The following is a 20515-nucleotide window of genomic DNA, read 5'->3' on the forward strand; positions in this document are numbered from 1 at the left end:
CGCCGCCCAGGGGCGCGGGGCTGTATCGATGTGCGGCTCCGCCGCGCGGGCGCGAGCAACCACAACGGACAGTCAGCCGCCCGCGAAGTCGAACCCCCGCCTCCTGTGGCGCCAAGCGGACGCGGATCCGCTCTAGAACCCCCGCGTCCGCTTGGCGGCCCGCCGCCCCGCCGCCGCCCCGCCGGGCAGCCGCAGGAACAGCCGCGAGATCTCCGACCCCAGGTTCACCCCGATGGCGATGGCCATGGCCAACGACGCCGCCGTCGCCAGCGACGCCAGCCCCCGGTCCAACTCGTTCTGCGCGATGTGCAGCAGCCCGAAGTACGTGGCGGAACCCGGCAGCAGCGGCCCGATCGCCGCGGTCGTGTACGGCAGCGCGGAGGCGAACCGGTACCGCGACAGTAGTTGCCCGAACAGCCCCACCAGCCCCGCTGCCGCGGCCGTGGACGCGACCGGCGACAGGCCACCGGCGTAGTGCATCGCGCCGTACACCGACCAGGCGACCCCGCCGTTGAGCGTCACCGCCAGCACGGTGGACCGTTCCTGCTGCAACAGCACCGCGAAGGTCAGCGACAGCAGCATGGACGCGCCGATCTGCCAGTACGGCCGCTCGGAGACGCTCAGCGCCGTGTCCGGGTTCAGCTCGGCCCCCAGGTTCACGCCGAAGTACAGGATGATCAGCACCCCGACGACGATCCCCACGAAGAAGTACATGACCTCCAGCAGCCGCGCCGCAGCGGTGATGTAGAAGCCGGTCAGCCCGTCCTGCACGCCCGCCACCAGCGCCCGCCCCGGCAGCAGCGCGAACAGCCCACCGGTGATCACCGCGGACGCCTTCGCGTCCACGTGCGCCAGGTTCAGCGCGACGCCTATCGCGGCGGGCGGCATCGCGGCCACCGTGAACTGGTAGAACTCCGGCAGCCCCCGCCCCGCGCACAGCCACGCCAGCCGGTCCCCGAGCATCGCGCCCACCGCCGCCGCGACGAACACGATCACGCCACCGCCGACCAGCACCGAGGCGGCACCGGCCAGCAGCCCGCTCGCCGAGGTCAGCACCCAGGTCGGATACGGGTGCCGGTTGCGGCGGATCTCCGCCAGCCGCCGGTAGGCCTCCTCCAGGGAGATATGCGTCTCCGGGTCGCTGAGGTCGTTCACCAGCCGGAACACCGCCGCGAGCCGCGTGTAGTCGGTCCCGCGCCGCCGTACCGTACGCGCCGCCGACACCGGATGGTCCACCAGCGACGGCTGGTAGGAGATCGACAGCAGGGTGAAGGTGACGCTCGGCTCGCAGCGGTCCAGGCCGTAGGAGCGGCAGACCGCGAACATCGCCGCCTCGACGTCCTCCGCGCCCTCCCCGCCCGCCAGCAGCAGTTCGCCGATACGCAGGGTCAGGTCCAGCACGCGCGGAACGGCCGGGCCCTCGTCCTCCGACTTCGGCACCCGCTCCGGCGCGGGCCGCTCGGCCACCGGCATCCGCAGCATGGTGCGCATCCGGTCCTGCCACGGCACGTTCTTGGTCAGGCTGACCGCCGGCACCCCGGTCGCCGGGGTGAACGCGGGCGGCGCGTCCTGCACGTGGTAGGTGCTCGGGGTGCTGAACGCCGACCCCTCCGGCTCCGCCACCGCCCCCGGCGGCGCGCCCAGCCCCGCCGGGACGGCGAACTCGGACGTCGTCTCCGACTCACCGCCCGCCTTCGGCACGGCGAGCCCGTCGGGAATGGCGAACTCGGATGTGATCTCGGGGTCGAACGTGCCGCTCGCCTCGTCCGACGGCGGCTTGCGGTCCTCCGCATCCGTCACTTGCGCAGCGCTCCCTGTACGACGCCTCAAGGCCAAGCCCAGTATGCGCACACACAGCGGAACGGGCCGCACGCGTGCGCGTACGGCCCGTTCCGGTGGACGTGGGGGTCAGTGACCGCCCTGGTCCTTGAAGCGCTTGTAGGAACGCTCGATCTCGGCCTCGGCCTCGGTGCGGCCCACCCAGTCGGCGCCCTCGACGGACTTGCCCGGCTCCAGGTCCTTGTAGACCTCGAAGAAGTGCTGGATCTCCAGGCGGTCGAACTCCGACACGTGGTGGATGTCGCGCAGGTGCTCCACGCGCGGGTCGGTCGCCGGGACGCACAGCAGCTTGTCGTCGCCGCCCGCCTCGTCGGTCATCCGGAACATGCCGATCGCGCGGCACTTGATGAGGCAGCCCGGGAAGGTCGGCTCGTCCAGGATGACCAGCGCGTCCAGCGGGTCGCCGTCCTCGCCGAGGGTGTTCTCGACGAAGCCGTAGTCGGTCGGGTAGGCGGTCGAGGTGAAGAGTCGACGGTCCAGGCGGATCCGACCGGTCTCGTGGTCCACCTCGTACTTGTTCCGCGAACCCTTCGGGATCTCGATCGTGACGTCGAACTCCACCGGTGGCTCCTCCATGATCAGCACATAGTTCTGGTGATTAAGTGTCCCTCACGCAGGTGTGTGATCGCGAAAGGGGCTGGTGGTCGTGCCAGAGCTGAGGCCATGGCGGGCCGCGGGACCGCGACTGGCGCGGATCGCGGACGCCGTACGACCGCGTCTCGCCAGGACGGCCACGGCTGTACGGCCCCGCCTGGTGAGGCTGGGCCGGACCGTGTCGTCGCAGGTCACAAGGCCGAAGACCTGGCAGTACACCGCCGGTGCCGCCACCGCGGGCCTGGCTCTGGCCGTCGGGGTGGTGACCGCCGCCGGTCCCTGGGACTCCTCGGGTCAGCGTACGGCCGAGCGGGACCGGGCAGCCGCCGAGCGGCCCACGGGTGGCGCAGATCACGGACGTAATTCCGCTACGACCGACCGGGCGCCCCGCCCCGCGCCCAGCGCCGCGACCGTCCTCACCGGCCTCGGCGGCGCCACCGGCGGGGCGAAGCCGGCGCCGCGCACCAAGGCGCTGGCCAAGCTCCTCGACCCGCTCCTGGACGCCCCCGCGCTCGGCGACCGGCAGTCCGCCGCCGTCGTGGACATCACCACCGGCAAGCGCCTGTACGGCGACGGCGCCGGGACCGCGCTCACTCCCGCGTCCACCACCAAGATCGCCACCGCCGCGGCGGTCCTGTCCGCCCTCGGCCCCGACCACCGCCTCACCACCCGCGCCGCGCTGGAACCGGACACCGGGGAACTCGTCCTCGTCGGCGGCGGCGACCCCACCCTCACCGCGCGCGAGGACGCCAAGGGCTTCGCCAGCCTGCGCGCCCTCGCCGAGGACACCGCGGCCGCACTGAAGAAGGACGGCGTGCGCGAGGTGACCCTCTCGTACGACACCACCCTCTACGCGGGCGACGAGCTCCACCCGATCGGGGTCGACGACAACATCGCCCGGATCACCGCCCTCATGGCCGACGAGGCCCGCGCCGACGACTCCACCAGCGGCCACGCCCCGCGCGTGCCCGAACCGGCCGTGGAGGCCGCCCGCACCTTCGCCGACCTGTTGAAGGACCACGGCATCAAGACCACGCCCCCCGGCCCGTCCAAGGCGACGAACCGCGCCAGGACCCTCGCCGAGGTCACCTCCCCGCCGCTCTCCGTGCTGGTCGAACGCATGCTGACCAACAGCGACAACGACATCGCGGAGGCCCTGGCCCGCCACACGGCCCTCGCGACGGGCGAACGCCCCGACCTGGAGGGCGCGGGCAAGGCGATCAAGGCCGAACTCGGCAAGCTCGGCCTGCCCATGAAGGGCACGGAATTCCAGGACGGCAGCGGTCTGGACCGCGACAACCTCCTCACCGCCGACCTCCTGACGAGCCTCCTGACCAAGTCCGCCGACCCGGCCCACCCCGAACTCCGCCCCATCCTCACCGGCCTCCCCGTGGCGGGCTTCACGGGCACCCTCACCACCCGTTACGAGTCCGGCGCGGCGGGACTCGTCCGGGCCAAGACCGGCACCCTGACCGGCGTCAACGCCCTGGCGGGCACGGTCGTGGACGAGGACGGCCACCTCCTGGCGTTCGCCTTCCTGGCGACGGGCACCCCCAACACGCCCGAGGCCCGCTCGGCGCTGGACGAGGCCGCGACTGCCCTGGCGGCGTGCGGCTGCACCTGACGGCATCCCGACCGGGCCTCCCGGCCGTACCCGACTCGGTCCCGGGTGCGGCCCGCGTTCCCGCCCGGCCCCGTCGGCGGACACTCGCGGCCTGCCTTACGCGGCACCGCTCACGTACGGTTGACGCATGACGAGCATCGGTGGTGCCGCAAGTCCTGGGATGGTCGACTGGAACCTCGCGGTGGCGACCGCGACCCGGCTCGTGCGGCCGGGACCCGAGGTCAGCCGCGACGAGGCACGGGCCGTCGTCGCCGAACTGCGCCGCCACGCCAAGGCCTCGGAGGAACACGTCCGGGGCTTCACTCGTCTGGGTACCGAGGAGACCCACGACACCCCCGTCCTCGTCGTCGACCGCCCCGGCTGGGTGAAGGCCAACGTCGCGGGCTTCCGCGAACTGCTCAAGCCGCTCCTCGACAAGATGCAGGAACGCCGCGGCGCCACCCCGGGCGGCGCGGTCCTCGGCGCCGTCGGCGGCAAGGTCACCGGCGTCGAACTCGGCATGCTGCTGTCGTTCCTGTCCTCCCGGGTCCTCGGCCAGTACGAGACCTTCGCGCCCGCCAGCCGCGAACTGCCCGCGGCGACCGGCGGCGGCCGACTGCTCCTGGTCGCGCCGAACATCGTCCACGTGGAGCGCGAACTCGACGTCCAGCCCCACGACTTCCGCCTGTGGGTCTGTCTGCACGAGGAGACCCACCGCACCCAGTTCACCGCCGTGCCCTGGCTCCGGGACCACCTGGAGGGCGAAATCCAGTCGTTCTTGGCGGAGACCGACGTCGACCCCATGACCGTGCTGGAACGTATCCGCGAAGCCGCCCAGTCCCTCGCCGGGGGCCGCCCCGAGGGCGAGGAGGACGACGGCGGGCGCTCCTTCGTGGAGATCGTCCAGACCCCCGCCCAGCGCGAGGTCCTCGGCCGCCTCACCGCCGTGATGTCACTGCTGGAGGGCCACGCCGACTTCGTGATGGACGGCGTCGGTCCCGCCGTGGTGCCGTCCGTCGCCGAGATCCGCGAGAAGTTCCAGCAGCGCCGCGCCAAGGGCGCCTCCCGACTGGACCTCGCCCTGCGCAAACTCCTCGGCCTGGACGCCAAGCTCCGCCAGTACCGCGACGGCGAACGGTTCGTACGCGCCGTCGTCGACCAGGTCGGCATGGACGGCTTCAACCGCGTGTGGACCTCCCCCAACACCCTCCCGACCAAGGCCGAGATCGCCAAACCCGCGGACTGGGTCGCGCGCGTGCACCGCAAGGCCGAGTCGTGAACCCCGGCTCACTCCGTGAGACGAATCCGGCCTACGGCAGACCGGCGCCCCTCCAATCACCCGTCCGAGGGACCGTGAGTCATGGGTGGGCGTGCAATGCTCGGGGAACCGCCCGTTTCTGTCACCATCTACACACTCTGCGTGACCGATCTCGGGCTCACCCCCCGAAAACTTCATGAAGGGAACCGGACATGGGTCCCCATCCTGCGGTCGCGGCGATACGCCTGGCGGTCCGCCGCGTCCTCCACGACATCCTCAACGAACAGCACAGCCGCACCACCACCCCTGACCTCCAGCGCGAGCGCCCGCCGTCGCCGCTCGTGCTCGTGGCGTGCTCCGGCGGCGCCGACTCCATGGCCCTCGCCTCCGCCCTCGCCTTCGAGGCCCCCAAACTCGGCATCCGCGCGGGCGGCATCACCGTCGACCACGGCCTCCAGCCGGGCTCCGACCTGCGCGCCGCCGAAGTGGTCCTGCGCCTGCGCGAACTCGGCCTGGACCCCGTCGAGTCCACCGCCGTGACCGTCGGCCGCGAGGGCGGACCCGAGGCCGCCGCCCGAGACGCCCGCTACGCCGCCCTGGACGCCGCCGCCCAACGCCACGGCGCCACCGCCGTCCTGCTCGGCCACACCCGCGACGACCAGGCCGAGACGGTCCTGCTCGGCCTCGCCCGCGGCTCCGGCACCCGCTCCCTGTCCGGTATGGCCGCGGTCTCGGGGGCCGGCGGCCGCTACCGGCGCCCCTTCCTGGAGATCGACCGGCAGACCGCCCGCCGCGCCTGCATGGTCCAGTCCCTGCCCGTCTGGGACGACCCGCACAACGCCGACCCCGCCTACACCCGCTCCCGCCTGCGCCATGAGGGCCTGCCCGCCCTGGAGAAGGCCCTCGGCAAGGGTGTCGTCGAGGCCCTCGCCCGTACGGCTCAACTCTCCCGCGACGACGCCGACGCGCTCGACGCCTGGGCCTCCCAGGCCGAGTCCTCCGTACGCGACGCGACCGGCAGGCTGGAGTGCGCCAAGCTCTACGCCCTGCCGCCCGCCGTACGCCGCAGAATCCTGCGCCGCGCCGCCATCGAGGCCGGTGCGCCCGCCGGCTCGCTGTTCGCCCGGCACATCGAGGAAGTCGACCGTCTGATCACCGGCTGGCGCGGCCAGGGGGTCATCAACCTGCCCGGCAAAGTCGTGGCCCAGCGGCAGGGTGGCAGACTGGTGATCCGGCAAGGCTGAATCCTTACCCCTGTGACCGGGGGTCGGGTGGGCCGGTGGGACGACCGAAAGTGATGCGGGTGGACGCGAAAGACATGGGTGCCGACCTTCAGCAGGTGCTCATCACCAAGGAACAGATCGACGCGAAGCTGGCCGAGCTGGCCGCGAAGATCGATGCGGAGTACGCGGGCAAGGACCTGCTCCTGGTCGGTGTGCTCAAGGGCGCCGTCATGGTCATGGCCGACCTGGCCCGGGCCCTGTCCACCCCCGTCACCATGGACTGGATGGCGGTGTCCTCCTACGGCGCGGGCACCCAGTCCTCCGGCGTGGTGCGGATCCTCAAGGACCTCGACACCGACATCAAGGGCAAGCACGTCCTGATCGTCGAGGACATCATCGACTCCGGGCTGACCCTGTCCTGGCTGCTGTCGAACCTCGGCTCGCGCGAGCCCGAGTCACTGAAGGTCTGCACCCTGCTGCGCAAGCCGGACGCCGCCAAGGTCGCCATCGACGTGGAGTGGGTCGGCTTCGACATTCCCAACGAGTTCGTCGTCGGCTACGGCCTCGACTACGCCGAGAAGTACCGCAACCTCCCGTTCGTCGGTACGCTCGCGCCCCACGTCTACGGCGGCTGACCCCCGGCGGCCCGGCCGGTGACCCACCGGTGACTGAGCCACAAGGGCGACGCTTGTAGGACGATCGGGAACCCCGGCGCGGTTCGCGCCGTTGGAGCATGCAGAGACGGGATTGCCAGCCGTCCGTGCGGCTTCGGGCCGATGCTGGGGTACCGTCAGAAGAACTGTCTTATCAAACTCACTATGGCAGGAGGGACGGGGCGGCACCGCTCCGTATGGATGGACGTGAAGCGATACTTCCGTGGGCCGGTCATGTGGATCGTGCTGGCCGTCCTTGCCGTGGTCGTGTTGATGCAAGTCGTCGGCTCGTCCGGCGGCTACAAGACGGTGGACACCGGCCAGGTCGTCCAGGCGATCAATGACAACAAGGTCCAGTCGGCCAAGCTGACCACCGGCGACGAGCAGACCATCAAGGTCCAGCTCAAGGACGGCGTAAAGATCGAGGACAGCTCGAAGATCCAGGCGAGCTACATCGGTGACCAGGGTGTGAACCTCGCGAACACCCTGCAGACCAAGTTCCAGGACAAGCAGATCCCGGACGGCTACACGGTCTCGCCGACGAAGCAGAACGCCTTCGTGAGCATCCTGCTCTCGCTGCTGCCCTTCGTCCTCATCGTCGTCGTCTTCCTGTTCCTGATGAACCAGATGCAGGGCGGCGGCTCCCGAGTGATGAACTTCGGGAAGTCCAAGGCCAAGCTCATCACCAAGGACACGCCGAAGACGACCTTCGCCGACGTCGCCGGTTCGGACGAGGCGGTCGAGGAACTCCACGAGATCAAGGAATTCCTCCAGGAGCCCGCCAAGTTCCAGGCCGTCGGCGCCAAGATCCCCAAGGGCGTACTGCTGTACGGTCCGCCCGGAACCGGCAAGACCCTCCTCGCGCGCGCCGTCGCGGGCGAGGCCGGCGTGCCGTTCTACTCGATCTCCGGTTCCGACTTCGTCGAGATGTTCGTCGGTGTCGGTGCCTCCCGGGTCCGCGACCTGTTCGAGCAGGCCAAGGCCAACGCCCCCGCCATCGTCTTCGTCGACGAGATCGACGCGGTCGGCCGCCACCGCGGCGCCGGCCTCGGCGGCGGTCACGACGAGCGCGAGCAGACCCTCAACCAGCTGCTCGTCGAGATGGACGGCTTCGACGTCAAGGGCGGCGTGATCCTGATCGCCGCGACCAACCGGCCCGACATCCTCGACCCGGCCCTTCTGCGCCCCGGCCGCTTCGACCGCCAGATCGCCGTCGACCGCCCGGACATGCAGGGCCGTCTGGAGATCCTCAAGGTCCACCAGAAGGGCAAGCCGGTCGCCCCGGACGTCGACCTGGCCGCGGTCGCCCGCCGCACCCCGGGCTTCACCGGTGCCGATCTGTCCAACGTCCTGAACGAGGCCGCGCTGCTGACGGCCCGCTCGGACAAGAAGCTGATCGACAACCAGATGCTCGACGAGGCCATCGACCGCGTCGTGGCGGGCCCGCAGAAGCGGACCCGGATCATGTCGGACAAGGAAAAGAAGATCACCGCGTACCACGAGGGCGGCCACGCCCTGGTCGCGGCGGCCTCCCCGAACTCCGACCCGGTCCACAAGATCACGATCCTCAGCCGCGGCCGCGCCCTCGGCTACACGATGGTCCTGCCGGACGAGGACAAGTACTCGACCACGCGCAACGAGATGCTGGACCAGCTCGCCTACATGCTGGGCGGCCGCGCGGCCGAGGAACTGGTCTTCCACGACCCGACCACGGGCGCCGCGAACGACATCGAGAAGGCCACCGCCACGGCCCGCGCGATGGTCACGCAGTACGGCATGACCGAGCGCCTCGGCGCCATCAAGTTCGGCGGCGACAACACCGAGCCCTTCCTCGGCCGTGAGATGGCTCACCAGCGCGACTACTCCGAAGAGGTCGCCGCGCTGGTCGACGAGGAGGTCAAGAAGCTCATCGAGACGGCGCACAACGAGGCGTGGGAGATCCTCGTCGAGAACCGCGATGTCCTCGACAACCTCGTCCTCGCGCTGCTGGAGAAGGAGACCCTGGGCAAGGAGGAGATCGCCGAGATCTTCGCCCCCATCGTCAAGCGCCCGCCGCGCCCGGCCTGGACCGGCTCCTCCCGCCGTACGCCGTCCACCCGTCCGCCGGTGCTCTCCCCCAAGGAGCTGGCCCTGACGAACGGCGCCAACGGCGCGACCCCGGCGATCAGCACCGCCAAGTCGACGGTCTCGGAGCAGACCCCCGAGCCCGCTCCCGAGGAGCGCCCGGAGAGCTGACCCGAGCCCCGGTGACCTCACCGGGCCCGGAATGGATGCCGCGTCCCCCTGGTTCTAGCCTGGGGGACGCGGCATTTTTCCGTATGCCCGCACTTCAGACGCGTGCCCCACACGCGCCACCCGCACAGGAACGAGGCACCACACATGACCGACCCCGTGACGCTGGACGGCGAGGGCCGCATCGGCGAGTTCGACGAGAAGCGCGCCGAGAACGCCGTACGCGAACTGCTGATCGCGGTCGGCGAGGACCCGGACCGGGAGGGGCTCAGGGAGACGCCGGGGCGGGTCGCCAGGGCCTACAAGGAGATATTCGCCGGCCTGTGGCAGAAGCCGGAGGACGTGCTGACGACCACGTTCGACCTCGGGCACGACGAGATGGTGCTCGTGAAGGACATCGAGGTCTACTCGACCTGCGAACACCACCTGGTCCCCTTCCGGGGCGTGGCGCACGTCGGCTACATCCCGGCCACCACTGGCAAGATCACGGGGCTGTCCAAGCTGGCCCGGCTCGTCGACGTCTACGCCCGCCGTCCGCAGGTGCAAGAACGACTCACCACGCAGATCGCGGACTCCCTGATGGAGATCCTGGAGCCGCGCGGGGTGATCGTCGTCGTGGAGTGCGAGCACATGTGCATGTCGATGCGCGGCATCCGCAAGCCGGGTGCCAAGACCCTCACCTCGGCGGTGCGCGGTCAGTTGCGGGACGCGGCGACCCGGGCCGAGGCGATGAGCCTGATCATGGCCCGCTGAGCCGTCCTATGCGGCCGGTGCCGCCCCCGTGCCGTCGTGGTTGTCGTCCTCCGGGAGGCGGCAGACGCGCTGGAGGAAGAGGGCGGCCGCTATGACGGCGATACCGGCGAGGACCGAGAAGCCGGCGTAGATGGCCTGGTCCCGGCGGGCGGGGATGTCCAGGGACTCCAGCAGGAAGATGCCGGTGCCGCCGTACATGCCGGCGACGAGGGCGGCGACCAGGGCGCTGGACTGGCCGAAGACGACCGCGCGGGCGGCCATCAGCGGGTCGACGCCCTTGGCGCCGGGGCGGCGCTCGCGCTGAGCCTTGAGGCGGGAGCGGATCGACAGGGCCGTGGCCAGCAGGACCGCGGCGATCAGGGCCAGCACGATGGGGGCGGCCAGGGGGACGCTGGGCAGGGTCCCGATCGAGTTCCAGAGGCGGGCGCCCGCCCAGGACAGGACGAGGGCGACGACGAACACGCCGGCCAGCACCCTGATGCGCAGCTCTCTCACGGTGTCCCTTCAGCTCCCCCGGATCCCCTCGGACCGCGGTCGGTCGTCTTGACCTTAACGACTACTCGGGCAGCCGGAGTTCCAGGTCCCCGCGCGGGACGACGCCTTCCCGGGGCACGGCGTCCAGCAGGTCGGCGACGGCGCCGCGGCCGGGGAGCCGGGCGCCTGGGTCCACGTCGTGCCAGGGGGCGAGGACGAAGGCGCGCTCGTGGGCGCGGGGGTGGGGCAGGGTGAGCGTCGGGTCGTCGGAGACGACGTCCGCGTAGGCGACGATGTCGACGTCCAGGGTGCGCGGGCCCCAGCGCTCGTCGCGGACGCGGTGGAAGGCCTCCTCGACCGCGTGTGCCCGTTCCAGCAGGGAGGACGGGGGCAGGGTGGTCTTGAGGATGACGACGGCGTTGAAGTAGGAGGGCTGGCTGCCCGGCTCGACGCCCCACGGCTCGGTCTCGTAGACGGGCGAGACGGCCTTGATGCGCAGGCCCGGGGTGTCCTCCAGCGCGTCCACGGCGCCCTGGAGGGTCTCCAGGCGGTTGCCGAGGTTGGAGCCCAGGGAGATCACGGCGCGCTGCGGGTTGTGCAGGGTGGTGTCGGCGGCGTCGACCTTCTCGACGACGGAGGCGGGTACCGGCTGTACGGTCGGGTCGCTGTGACCCTCGGTGAAGGACGCGGTCATGAGCGGCTCCGGGTGATGGTGACGGTCACGTCGTCGAAGGGGACCGTGATGGGCGCGTCGGGTTTGTGGACCCGGACCTCGACCTCCTGGACCGCTTCGTGCTTCAGACAGACCTGGGCGATGCGTTCGGCGAGGGTTTCGATGAGGTTGACGGGCTCGCCCTCGACGACGGCCACGACCTCCTCGGCCACGATGCCGTAGTGCACGGTCTTCGTCAGGTCGTCGTCGGCGGCGGCCGGGCGGGTGTCCAGGCCAAGGACGAGGTCCACGACGAAGGGCTGGCCCTCCTCGCGCTCCTTGGGGAACACACCGTGGTGCCCGCGGGCCCTGAGGCCGCTCAGCGCGACACGATCCACGCGAATCACTCCTGCAATCGTCGGATGGCGGCCGGTCCGTACCGCGTGCGGGCGGCACACCGGCCTCGAACGAATCTACCTGCGGGCACTGACAGGGCCGTGCCACGGGGCGCGGCCCGGGCCGGGGCCAGGGGGGATCTCCTGGTGTGTTTCCCGTGGGGAACCCGGCGGCTCACGGGTTGGTAGCCGCCCCTACCCAGGGTGGCGTGATTCCAACCACCTGTTCATCCCTGCGGGCGGTCCCCGCCGGGCCGCTGGTGAGCCGTGCGGGGTGCCGGTCCGCTCACGCGGGTGTGTCGTCCTCGTCCTCGTCGGCCTCGGCGAGGACCGGTGAGGCGTGGTGGGACCAGAGCTTCCAGCCGTCGGGGGTGCGCCGGAAGACGTTGGTGGCGACCACGAGCTGTCCGACGAGGGGGCCGAGTTCCTCGCTGCCCTCGGGGGAGGGGCCGCCGCTGAGGATGTTCTCGGTGCAGGTGACGAGGGCGGTGTCGCCGGTGACGGAGACATGCACATCGGTGAGGAAGAACTGGATGTACTCGGTGTTGGCCATGATCAGCGCGTACGACCTGAGGACCTCGCCGCGGCCGGTCAGGACCGGCCAGCCGGGGTGCACGCAGGAGATCACGCCGGCTTCCGCGGGGTCGTGGTAGGTCTCGTCGACGCCCAGGTCGGCAGGGGTGAGCCAGAGGGAGGACAGCTCCTCGAAGTCGCCGCGCTCCAGTGCCTCGTAGAAGGTGGTGTTGGCGGCTTCCACCTGCTCGACGTCGGTGTGGGGGGCGCTCACCGGGCTCCTTCGGGGGAGCGCGCACCCCGGTCGGGGGCGTGTATGGCGTTGTGCGCGCCGGGCGCGTGTCCTGTGGCACGCGCCCCCTCGACGGCGCGTGCGACGCGTACCGCGTCCGCCGTGGCGCGCACCTCGTGCACGCGCACCGCCCACGCTCCGGCGTGCGCGGCGAGCGCGGAGACGGCGGCCGTGGCGGCGTCGCGTTCGCGCGCGGGCGGGGGCGTGTGGTCGGGGCCGCCCGCCAGGACGCGGCCGAGGAAGCGCTTGCGGGAAGCGGCGACCAGCAGGGGATGGCCGAGGGCGAGCAGCCGGTCGAGGTGGGCGAGCAGTGTGAGGTCGTGCTCGGCGTCCTTGGAGAAGCCGAGGCCCGGGTCGACGACGATCCGGTCGGCGGCGATGCCGCCCGCGAGAACGGCCTCCACGCGCGCGTGGAGTTCGTCGGCGACCTCGGTGACGACATCGGCGTAGTCGCCCTTGACGTTGCCGCCTTCGAGGAAGCCGCGCCAGTGCATGACGACGAAGGGGGCGCCGGCGTCCGCGACGACGGGGACCATCGCGGGGTCGGCGAGGCCGCCGCTGACGTCGTTGACCAGGGCGGCACCGGCCGCGAGGGCCTGTTCGGCGACGGTTGCCCGCATGGTGTCGACGGAGATCGTGACGCCTTCGGAGGCGAGGCCGCGGACGACGGGGATGACGCGCTTGAGTTCCTCGGCCTCGTCGACGCGGGTGGCGCCGGGGCGGGTGGACTCGCCGCCGACGTCGACCAGGTCGGCGCCCTCGGCGACCAGGGCGAGGCCGTGCTTGACGGCGGCGGTGGTGTCGAACCAGCGGCCGCCGTCGGAGAAGGAGTCGGGGGTCACGTTCACGACCCCCATGACCGCGCAGCGGTCCCATTCGGGAAGCCCTGTCACGCGCCCGCGTCCGCTCTGCTTGCTCATACGTTCAGCGTAGGCCCCCGGAGGGGCCGTGCCGGTCGTGCGGTGGGGTCGCGGGCGCCGGTGGCGTGTGCGGCCCGGGCGGCGGGCCCCAGGGGGAGGGGGCCCGCCGCCCGGACCTGTCCGGGGTCACGCCGCGCGGGCGGTGGTGTCCGTCGCCGTGTGGGCGCAGGGGCGTGCGGGGGTGGTGCGGCGGCGCAGCGGGCGCGGGACGGGGCGCGGGAGGCTGAGGAAGCCCTCCGCCTGGAGGGCGGCCAGGCTGATGCGGGGCAGGTCGCCGGAGCCGCGGTAGACGACGAAGCGGGGCTCCCAGCGGGGGCGGAACTTGGCGTTGAACCTGTACAGCGACTCGATCTGGAACCAGCGCGAGAGGAACACCAGCAGCCCTCGCCACGCGCGCAGTACCGGGCCCGCGCCGATCCGCTCGCCGCGCGCCAGCGCCGAGCGGAACACGGCGAAGTTGAGGGACACGCGCGCGATGCCGAACTTCGGGGCCGCCTGGAGGGCGGCGACGATGAGGAGTTCGTTCAGGCCCGGGTCGGCGGTGCGGTCGCGGCGCATCAGGTCCAGGGAGACGCCGTCGGGGCCCCACGGCACGAAGTGCAGGACGGCCCTGAGGTCGCCGTACGGCCCGGGGGCGGCGTCGGGCAGGTGGGCGGTGGCGATGAGGCAGCCGCCGTCGGCGGGGTCGCCGACGCGGCCGAGCGCCATGGAGAAGCCGCGTTCGGTGTCGGTGCCGCGCCAGTCCTCGGCGGCGCGGCGGACGCGGTCCAGTTCGGCCTCGCCGAGGTCACGGACTCGTCGTACCCGGGTGGTGTAACCGGCTCGCTCGATGCGCCTGACCATCTGGCGTACGTTGCGCATCGCGCGGCCGGCGAGGGAGAAATCCGCGACGTCCACCACCGCCTCGTCGCCCAGTTCGAGGGCGTCCAGGCCGGTCTCACGGGTCCAGACCTCGCCGCCGGTCTCGGAGCAGCCCATGACGGCGGGGGTCCAGGAGTGGGCCCTGGCGACGTCCATGAACCGTTCGATGGCGCCGGGCCAGGCCTCCACGTCGCCGATCGGGTCGCCGCTGGCGAGCATCACGCCGGAGACGACGCGGTAGGTCACGGCGGCCTTGCCGCTGGGCGAGAACACCACGGCCTTGTCCCGGCGGAGCGCGAAGTGCCCCAGGGAGTCGCGGCCGCCGTGCTTTTCGAGCAGGGCCCGCAGCCGGGCCTCGTCCTCCTCGGTCAGGCGCGCGGCGGGGTGTTCGGGGCGCAGCGCGAGGTAGAGCGTGGTGACGGCGGTGAGCAGGCCGAGGGCGCCCAGCAGGCAGGCGACGGTCCGGGAGGTGCTGCCCTGGTACTGGACCGGGCCGTTGAGGCCGAATAGGCCGTACAGGACGTGCGCGATGCGCTCGGCCATGCTCGGGTTGCCGACCAGGGTGCTCGGGTGGGCGCTGACGACGACCAGGCCGAGGGCGAGGGAACCGGCACCCATCAGGACGAAGTTGGCGAGCGCCTTCCAGCGGCTGCGCGGGTCGGGCAGGGCCGCGAACCGGTCCCGGTGGCGCAGCAGGACGGCCAGCAGGGCGAGTGAGATGACGGCGCCGAGCAGGGAGTGGCGGTCGGCGAACTGGGCCAGCGCGCCGAGGGGGAGCAGGGCCACGGCGGCCCGCCAGGCCCGGCGCTTGCCGCGCTTGAGCGCGTGCGCGAGCAACAGCAACAGCATGCCCGCGCTGAGCGAGAGGGCGGCCGCGAACGGGCCGAGCGCCCCGGGGAGCACTTCGGCGAGGGTGTGCACCCGGCTGTGCCGGAAGCGCGGGAAGACGCCGGCCGCGATGTCCAGGAGCCCGACCAGGGTGCAGGCCCGGCCGACGAGAAGCGGGACCGCCTCGGGGCGCGGGCCGCGCGGGAACCGGCCCCTGCGGCCCGGTTGTCGCGGGGCTCCGCCCGGCATGTGCTCATCTGTCCTGACAGGCATCGCATCCCGTGGTTCTGCGAGAGCTGGGTTCCGGTCCCGATTCGGGCATCCGGCGACATTGCGCCCTCTAGGACGGTGAGGCGCGGGGAGAGGTTCACTCGTCCCGGCAAAGCCGGTACCAGGGCGTCAGGAGGGGCGGAACACCGGTTCCGGGGCGCCGAAGTGCCCGGCTGGGAGCCGGTGATTCGGTGAAGTCCTTGGGAAGGCTGTGTTTTTACGGGGCGGGGCTCACAGAATTGCCTACGCGCGGTAAGTTTCTGGCCATGCCACGTGGACGTCACCGCCATTCCCCGCCCTTGCACAGGCTGCTGCCTCCGTCGGCCATCGCGGGCGTCTCCGTCGTCTGCGCGCTCGGCCCCTGGGTGTTCTCGGAGCCACTGGTGCTCCGGGGCCTGGCCGCGGCCGCCGCGGCGACGGCGGTCGTCGGCGCGGTCGTGATGCGCCGCTGGGACAGCCAGGCCGGTAAACGCGTCGCCGATCTGACACGCGCGCGTGCCAGCGACGAGTGGCGCTTCGAGGAGCGGGTCGCCGAACTGGAGGCCGACCTCGACGAGTCGCGCGAGCTGCGCGGCAAGCTGGAGCAGCGGCTGCGCGCCAAGCGCGCGGAGCTGGCCGGGCTGCGCAACGAGCACGCGGCGCTGCTGCGGCGGTACGCCACCGCCGAGACCGAGCGGGCGAGCGCCCTGGAGGGGCGCCGGCTGCTGGAGATAGAGGCGGCCGAGCCCGCGCGCGCGTTGCCGCCGGGAGCGGCAGGCGACGCGGCGGACGCGGCGGAGTCCGAGGCCGGGGCCGTGGCAGCCCCGGACATCGAGACGGACGGCACGACCGAGTCCGACGCCGAGCATTCGGCCGAGGCCGCGGCCGAGGTCGCGGAGACCACGACGCCGGTCTTCTCACCCGAGGGTTCGAAGCTGTTCCTGCGCGCGCGTGCGGCGCTGGCCAAGCTCGACCGCGAGGAGTCCCCGAACCCGGAGGGGGACGACGGCCCCGAGGGCGACGGCGGTCCGAAGGGCGACGGCACGCCGAAGGACAGCGGTGAGGCGGAGGCCCCCGCGCGGGGCGACGCCGACGCGCGGACCTCCGGTGACGCGCAGCCGTCCGACGGCACGCGGGCCGAGGTGCCCGCGCAGCACGACGGTTCCTCGAACGACCGGGCCGCGCAGGCCGGTTCGGCCGCGCAGGAGGACGAGGCCCAGGGGAAGCCCGGGGCGGCCGACGCGCAGGAGCACGTGCACGCGGCCGCCGGCTCCCAGGGCAAGCCCCCTCTGCCCGCCCAGCAGCCCGCCGGGCACTTCGTCGCGCCGACCGCGGTGGCCGTGGTGCCGTCGACGCCCGTACGGCGGCCGGTGGTCGAGGGCGGCTTCGACTTCTTCGGTACGAGCAAGGGCACCTCGCCCGCCCTGGAGGACGTGCAGAACGAGGACCTCGCCGATGTCGTCGGCCAAGAGGCGCTCGCGCTGCACAAGGCCGAGGCGGAGGCGGAGTTCAAGCCCGCGGACGAGGAGTCCCGCGGCGTCGGCCAGGTCATCGACCTGACCGCGCACGACGAGACCGAGCAGATCGACGTCCAGGGGCTGCGCAGCGCGGTGTCCTGACACCGGGCGAGCAGGAACGTTCACATGGGGTCGGCCCGAGGGGCCGGCCCCATCTGCCTTTCCGCCGTCCGGAGGGCCCGTTACGCCATCCAGCGGTCCGGCCGCGCGTCCCGCCGTCCCGTGCGCGAGCGTTCGGCCTGGGCCCGCAGCAGCACCACCGCCTCCCCGGCGTCCCGCAGACGGGCCGTGACGGTCTTTCCGGCCCCCGTGTCCACGTGCACGTCCGCGAGGCCCAGAGCGCGCTGCCAGGGGCCCTGGACGAGCCGTACGCTCTGCACCTTCGCGTGCGGAACCAGCGCCAGGCTGCGGCGCAGCAGCCCGACGTGCGCGGCGAACACGGCGTCCGTGACGACCAGCCCGTAGCCCCGCCACCACACCGGCACGCACCAGCGCGCACGCCGGGGCGGCCGGGACAGCGCCGGCTCCGGCGGCACGCTCACGCCGGGCAGCACGCGCGCGATGACGGCCTCGGCGACCTCACGCGGGGCGACCGGAACCAGCACGGAGTTCGACGATCCCGCCACGTCCAGCTCCACCCGCACCCAGCCGCGCCGCCGCCACAGCAGTGGCCGCACGATCCGTACGGTCTGCACCCGGCCCGGCGGCACCGTCTCGTGGACACGGTCCAGCAGACCGCGGTCGATGCGCAGTCCGTCGGGGGAGTCGGCGACCGTCCAGTCGTACTCGGCGACGAAACGGCCCACACTGCTCGCGCCCGCCGCGCCGAGCAGGGGCAGGCCGGTGGCGAGGACTGTCCACAGGCTGTGGGTGGCGAACCACAGGAGCGGCGGGACGACGAGGGCGGCGATCAGGGTGCCCCAGGTGGCGCCCGTCAGCACGAGGGAGAGCGCGAGCTCGCGCGGGGGCGTGCGCATCAGCTCGCGCGCCGGAGCCTCGCCGACTTCGTGCGCCGTCTCGGGCGCGAATCCGGCGGCGCGCGCGAGCAGTTCCGCGCGGAGCGCGCGCGCCTCCTCCGCGTCCAGGAAGGCGAGCTCGTCCTTCTTGTCGGTGCCGACGACATCGAGTTTCAGCTTGGCGACGCCCGCCACGCGCGCGAGGAGCGGCTGCGTGACGTCGATGGCCTGGATGCGTTCCAGCCGGATGTGCGCGGTGCGCCGGAACACCAGGCCGGTACGGATGCGCAGTTCGGTGTCCGTCACCGCGAAGTGGGTGAACCACCAGGTGAGGAAGCCGTACAGGGCGGCGGCCAGGACGGCGACGGCTGTCGCCAGCAGCAGGGTGGTCGTGGTCAGCCGGGTCAGGTGCCGCTGCGTCTGGTCCGGGTCGTGCACCGCCCACCCGATCACCACCGCGACCGGCGCCCACGCCCGCCGCAGGGGCGTGACGGGGTGCAGCCGCCGCTCGACGACCGGCGGCCTGTCCCGTACGGCGCCGTCGACGCCCTGCAGACTCACAGCCCCGCCGATCGGGCCTCACCGAGTTCGGTGAGCCGGTCACGCAGCCGTTCGGCCTCCGCGGGGTCGAGGCCGGGGATGGTCGCGTCGGTCGCCGCGGCGGCCGTGTGCAGCTGCACGCTGGCCAGCCCGAAGTGCCGCTCGACGGGCCCCGAGGTGACCTCCACCAGCTGCATCCGCCCGTACGGCACCACCGTCTCCTCGCGCCACAGCACGCCCCGGCTGATCAGCAGGTCGTCGGCGCGCTCCGCGTAGCGCCAGGAGCGCCAGTTGCGGCCGAGCATCACCCAGCCCCAGACCCCCACCGCGACGGGAAGCAGGGCGAACGCGCTCCAGGCCGGGCCGGCGAGCAGACCCAGGAGCACCCCGAGGCCCACGGCCAGCAGTCCCAGCCACACCACGAGCAGCAGTCTCCGCATCCGCAGCAGCCCCGGTGGCAGCCCGGTCCAGTCCGGCTCGTGCCCGACAGCAGGCGCGGCGCCGGATTGCCCGGTATGCACCGTGTTTTCCTGGCTCCCCGTCTCCATACGGCCAGCCTACGTAGGGGAGACTGTGTCCATGCCTACGACGGAGACCATGGTCGGTATCGGCGGCGCCGCGGAGAGCACCGACATGGTGCTCAACATCGGTCCGCAGCACCCGTCCACGCACGGCGTGCTGCGCCTGCGGCTCGTCCTGGACGGCGAGCGCATCACCAGCGCCGAGCCGGTGATCGGCTACATGCACCGCGGCGCGGAGAAACTCTTCGAGGCGCGCGACTACCGCCAGATCATCATGCTCGCCAACCGCCACGACTGGCTGTCGGCGTTCTCCAACGAGCTGGGCGTCGTCCTCGCCGTGGAACGCATGCTCGGCATGGAGGTGCCCGAGCGGGCGGTGTGGACGCGGACCCTGCTCGCCGAGCTGAACCGGGTCCTCAACCACCTGATGTTCCTCGGCTCCTATCCGCTGGAGCTGGGCGGGATCACGCCGATCTTCTACGCCTTCTCGGAGCGCGAGGAGCTCCAGCACGTGATGGAGGAGGTCTCCGGCGGGCGCATGCACTACATGTTCAACCGCGTGGGCGGCCTGAAGGAGGACCTGCCCGCCGGCTGGACGACACGCGCGCGTGCCGCCGTCGCGGACGTGCGCTCCCGGATGGACCGCTTCGACGACCTGGTCCTCGGCAACGAGATCTTCCGCGGCCGCACGCGCGGCGTGGGCGTCCTGTCGCCGCAGGCCGTGCACGCGTACGGCGTCAGCGGGCCGATCGGGCGCGCCTCCGGCGTGGACTTCGACCTGCGCCGCGACGAGCCGTACCTCGCCTACGGGGAGCTCCAGGACGTCCTGAAGGTGGTGACCCGGCAGGAGGGCGACTGCCTCGCCCGGTTCGAGTGCCTGCTGGAGCAGACCCACAACTCCCTCGACCTCGCCGACGCCTGCCTCGACCGGCTCGCCGGACTGGAGCCCGGCCCCATCAACCAGCGGCTCCCCAAGGTCCTCAAGGCACCCGAGGGCCACACCTACGCCTGGACCGAGAACCCGCTCGGCATCAACGGCTACTACCTCGTCAGCAAGGGCGAGAAGACCCCGTACCGGCTCAAACTCCGCTCGGCGTCGTACAACAACATCCAGGCCCTGGTGGAGCTGCTGCCCGGCACGCTCGTGGCGGACATGGTGGCGATCCTGGGCTCAATGTTCTTCGTGGTCGGGGACATCGACAAGTAGCTCCCGCAGCGGGCCGTGGAGGGCTTCCTCCGGCATGCCCACGCGCTGCAGCAGCCAGCCGAAGTCGCCGAGACCGCCAGGCGCGGTCAGCTCGGCGGCTTCACCGGCGCTCGCGAGGGCGCGCACGTAGGCGGCGGGTTGCGTACTCGCGAGCGAGAGCGGGGGGCGCGCGCCTGCGACGCCCAAGACGCGCAGGGCGTCGCGCTGCGCGAGCACCCGCGCACGCGGGAGTTCACGCGCCGGGGTGCTTTGCTCTGCGCCCGCGCGTGGACCGCTGCCTGCGCCCGCGCTGACGTCCGCTCGCGCGCCGGGCTCGTTTGCCTTCGCGCCCGCGCGTGGATCACCGCCGGCGCCCGCGCCAAGGTCCGCTCCCGCGCCCGGCTCGTTCGCTTTCGCGCCCGCGCCCGAATGCGCTTGCCCGCCCGCGTGCGGCTC

The 20515-nt window shown here is 72.3% G+C and carries 18 protein-coding genes and 1 pseudogene; 8 read left to right on the forward strand and 11 right to left on the reverse strand.

The window, feature by feature from the left end:
- Nucleotides 1-132: 132 nt before the first annotated feature.
- Both GA0115233_RS35870 and GA0115233_RS35875 read right to left on the reverse strand, forming a co-directional pair.
- Nucleotides 133-1800: a threonine/serine exporter family protein gene (locus GA0115233_RS35870; protein ID WP_093724523.1), complete on the reverse strand. Its 1668-nt coding sequence runs from the start codon at nt 1798-1800 to the stop codon at nt 133-135.
- 108 nt (nt 1801-1908) lie between these two features.
- The gene (locus tag GA0115233_RS35875; protein WP_031487466.1) at nt 1909-2400 is read right to left on the reverse strand and encodes an inorganic diphosphatase; all 492 of its coding nucleotides are present in this window, start codon (nt 2398-2400) and stop codon (nt 1909-1911) included.
- Nucleotides 2401-2479: 79 nt separating this feature from the next.
- On the opposite strand from GA0115233_RS35875, the gene dacB reads away from it, so the two are divergent.
- The 6 genes from dacB (at nt 2480) to folE (ending at nt 10155) form a co-directional block, all read left to right on the forward strand.
- Nucleotides 2480-4057, forward strand: coding sequence for a D-alanyl-D-alanine carboxypeptidase/D-alanyl-D-alanine endopeptidase (dacB, locus tag GA0115233_RS35880; RefSeq protein WP_093724524.1), 1578 nt, complete (start codon nt 2480-2482; stop codon nt 4055-4057).
- A 127-nt stretch (nt 4058-4184) separates the two neighbouring features.
- Entirely contained in the window at nt 4185-5315 is a 1131-nt protein-coding gene (locus GA0115233_RS35885) for a zinc-dependent metalloprotease (RefSeq protein WP_093724525.1), read from the forward strand.
- Between the two features lie 191 nt (nt 5316-5506).
- A complete protein-coding gene (gene tilS / locus GA0115233_RS35890; RefSeq protein ID WP_093724526.1) occupies nt 5507-6538 on the forward strand; it encodes a tRNA lysidine(34) synthetase TilS in 1032 nt (343 codons plus the stop codon).
- Nucleotides 6539-6591: 53 nt separating this feature from the next.
- Nucleotides 6592-7152: a hypoxanthine phosphoribosyltransferase gene (gene hpt / locus GA0115233_RS35895; RefSeq protein ID WP_093724527.1), complete on the forward strand. Its 561-nt coding sequence runs from the start codon at nt 6592-6594 to the stop codon at nt 7150-7152.
- Nucleotides 7153-7371: 219 nt separating this feature from the next.
- Entirely contained in the window at nt 7372-9405 is a 2034-nt protein-coding gene (ftsH, locus tag GA0115233_RS35900; protein ID WP_093724528.1) for an ATP-dependent zinc metalloprotease FtsH, read from the forward strand.
- A 144-nt stretch (nt 9406-9549) separates the two neighbouring features.
- Nucleotides 9550-10155, forward strand: a complete 606-nt coding sequence (folE, locus tag GA0115233_RS35905; protein WP_093724529.1) for a GTP cyclohydrolase I FolE — start codon at nt 9550-9552, stop codon at nt 10153-10155.
- Between the two features lie 6 nt (nt 10156-10161).
- Here the strand turns inward: folE and GA0115233_RS35910 are convergent, their stop codons facing one another.
- The 6 genes from GA0115233_RS35910 to GA0115233_RS35935 form a co-directional block, all read right to left on the reverse strand.
- Nucleotides 10162-10650, reverse strand: a complete 489-nt coding sequence (locus GA0115233_RS35910; RefSeq protein ID WP_093724530.1) for a DUF3180 domain-containing protein — start codon at nt 10648-10650, stop codon at nt 10162-10164.
- A 61-nt stretch (nt 10651-10711) separates the two neighbouring features.
- Nucleotides 10712-11323: a 2-amino-4-hydroxy-6-hydroxymethyldihydropteridine diphosphokinase gene (folK, locus tag GA0115233_RS35915; RefSeq protein WP_093724531.1), complete on the reverse strand. Its 612-nt coding sequence runs from the start codon at nt 11321-11323 to the stop codon at nt 10712-10714.
- The gene (gene folB, locus GA0115233_RS35920; RefSeq protein WP_255310465.1) at nt 11320-11679 is read right to left on the reverse strand and encodes a dihydroneopterin aldolase; all 360 of its coding nucleotides are present in this window, start codon (nt 11677-11679) and stop codon (nt 11320-11322) included. The genes folK and folB overlap by 4 nt, the downstream gene beginning before the upstream one ends.
- 283 nt (nt 11680-11962) lie before the next feature.
- Nucleotides 11963-12463 carry a nuclear transport factor 2 family protein gene (locus GA0115233_RS35925; RefSeq protein WP_093724533.1) on the reverse strand — a complete coding sequence of 167 codons (501 nt, stop codon included), beginning with the start codon at nt 12461-12463 and terminating at the stop codon, nt 11963-11965.
- The gene (folP, locus tag GA0115233_RS35930; RefSeq protein ID WP_093724534.1) at nt 12460-13401 is read right to left on the reverse strand and encodes a dihydropteroate synthase; all 942 of its coding nucleotides are present in this window, start codon (nt 13399-13401) and stop codon (nt 12460-12462) included. The genes GA0115233_RS35925 and folP overlap by 4 nt, the downstream gene beginning before the upstream one ends.
- A gap of 126 nt (nt 13402-13527) precedes the next feature.
- Nucleotides 13528-15339 (reverse strand): phosphatidylglycerol lysyltransferase domain-containing protein, encoded by a 1812-nt coding sequence (locus GA0115233_RS35935; RefSeq protein WP_093724535.1) that lies wholly within the window; start codon nt 15337-15339, stop codon nt 13528-13530.
- 287 nt (nt 15340-15626) lie between these two features.
- On the opposite strand from GA0115233_RS35935, the gene GA0115233_RS35940 reads away from it, so the two are divergent.
- On the forward strand, nt 15627-16958 hold the full coding sequence (locus GA0115233_RS35940; RefSeq protein ID WP_093724536.1) for a hypothetical protein: 1332 nt from the start codon (nt 15627-15629) through the stop codon (nt 16956-16958).
- Between the two features lie 80 nt (nt 16959-17038).
- On the opposite strand, the gene GA0115233_RS35945 is transcribed toward GA0115233_RS35940, so the two are convergent.
- The gene (locus GA0115233_RS35945; RefSeq protein WP_093724537.1) at nt 17039-18373 is read right to left on the reverse strand and encodes a PH domain-containing protein; all 1335 of its coding nucleotides are present in this window, start codon (nt 18371-18373) and stop codon (nt 17039-17041) included.
- Nucleotides 18370-18900, reverse strand: a complete 531-nt coding sequence (locus tag GA0115233_RS35950) for a PH domain-containing protein (RefSeq protein WP_093724538.1) — start codon at nt 18898-18900, stop codon at nt 18370-18372. The genes GA0115233_RS35945 and GA0115233_RS35950 overlap by 4 nt, the downstream gene beginning before the upstream one ends.
- Nucleotides 18901-18931: 31 nt before the next feature.
- Here GA0115233_RS35950 and GA0115233_RS35955 point away from each other — a divergent pair, with 31 nt between their 5' ends.
- Nucleotides 18932-20080, forward strand: a complete 1149-nt coding sequence (locus tag GA0115233_RS35955) for an NADH-quinone oxidoreductase subunit D (RefSeq protein WP_093724539.1) — start codon at nt 18932-18934, stop codon at nt 20078-20080.
- Here the strand turns inward: GA0115233_RS35955 and GA0115233_RS42055 are convergent.
- Nucleotides 20045-20515, reverse strand: a pseudogene (locus GA0115233_RS42055) (hypothetical protein); the annotation flags it as partial. The gene GA0115233_RS35955 and the pseudogene GA0115233_RS42055 overlap by 36 nt on opposite strands.

The sequence above is a fragment of the Streptomyces sp. DI166 genome, from assembly GCF_900091315.1.
In the GTDB taxonomy this organism is placed as follows: Bacteria; Actinomycetota; Actinomycetes; order Streptomycetales; family Streptomycetaceae; genus Streptomyces; species Streptomyces fuscus.

Excerpts from the sequence above, each read along its gene's own strand:
- GA0115233_RS35885 (WP_093724525.1), top strand. The coding sequence starts at position 4,185 with ATGACGAGCATCGGTGGTGCCGCAAGTCCTGGGATGGTCGACTGGAAC.
- tilS (WP_093724526.1), top strand. The coding sequence starts at position 5,507 with ATGGGTCCCCATCCTGCGGTCGCGGCGATACGCCTGGCGGTCCGCCGC.
- hpt (WP_093724527.1), top strand. The coding sequence starts at position 6,592 with ATGCGGGTGGACGCGAAAGACATGGGTGCCGACCTTCAGCAGGTGCTC.
- ftsH (WP_093724528.1), top strand. The coding sequence starts at position 7,372 with ATGGACGTGAAGCGATACTTCCGTGGGCCGGTCATGTGGATCGTGCTG.
- folE (WP_093724529.1), top strand. The coding sequence starts at position 9,550 with ATGACCGACCCCGTGACGCTGGACGGCGAGGGCCGCATCGGCGAGTTC.
- folK (WP_093724531.1), bottom strand. The coding sequence starts at position 11,323 with ATGACCGCGTCCTTCACCGAGGGTCACAGCGACCCGACCGTACAGCCG.
- folP (WP_093724534.1), bottom strand. The coding sequence starts at position 13,401 with ATGAGCAAGCAGAGCGGACGCGGGCGCGTGACAGGGCTTCCCGAATGG.
- GA0115233_RS35935 (WP_093724535.1), bottom strand. The coding sequence starts at position 15,339 with ATGCCGGGCGGAGCCCCGCGACAACCGGGCCGCAGGGGCCGGTTCCCG.
- GA0115233_RS35940 (WP_093724536.1), top strand. The coding sequence starts at position 15,627 with ATGCCACGTGGACGTCACCGCCATTCCCCGCCCTTGCACAGGCTGCTG.
- GA0115233_RS35950 (WP_093724538.1), bottom strand. The coding sequence starts at position 18,900 with ATGGAGACGGGGAGCCAGGAAAACACGGTGCATACCGGGCAATCCGGC.
- GA0115233_RS35955 (WP_093724539.1), top strand. The coding sequence starts at position 18,932 with ATGCCTACGACGGAGACCATGGTCGGTATCGGCGGCGCCGCGGAGAGC.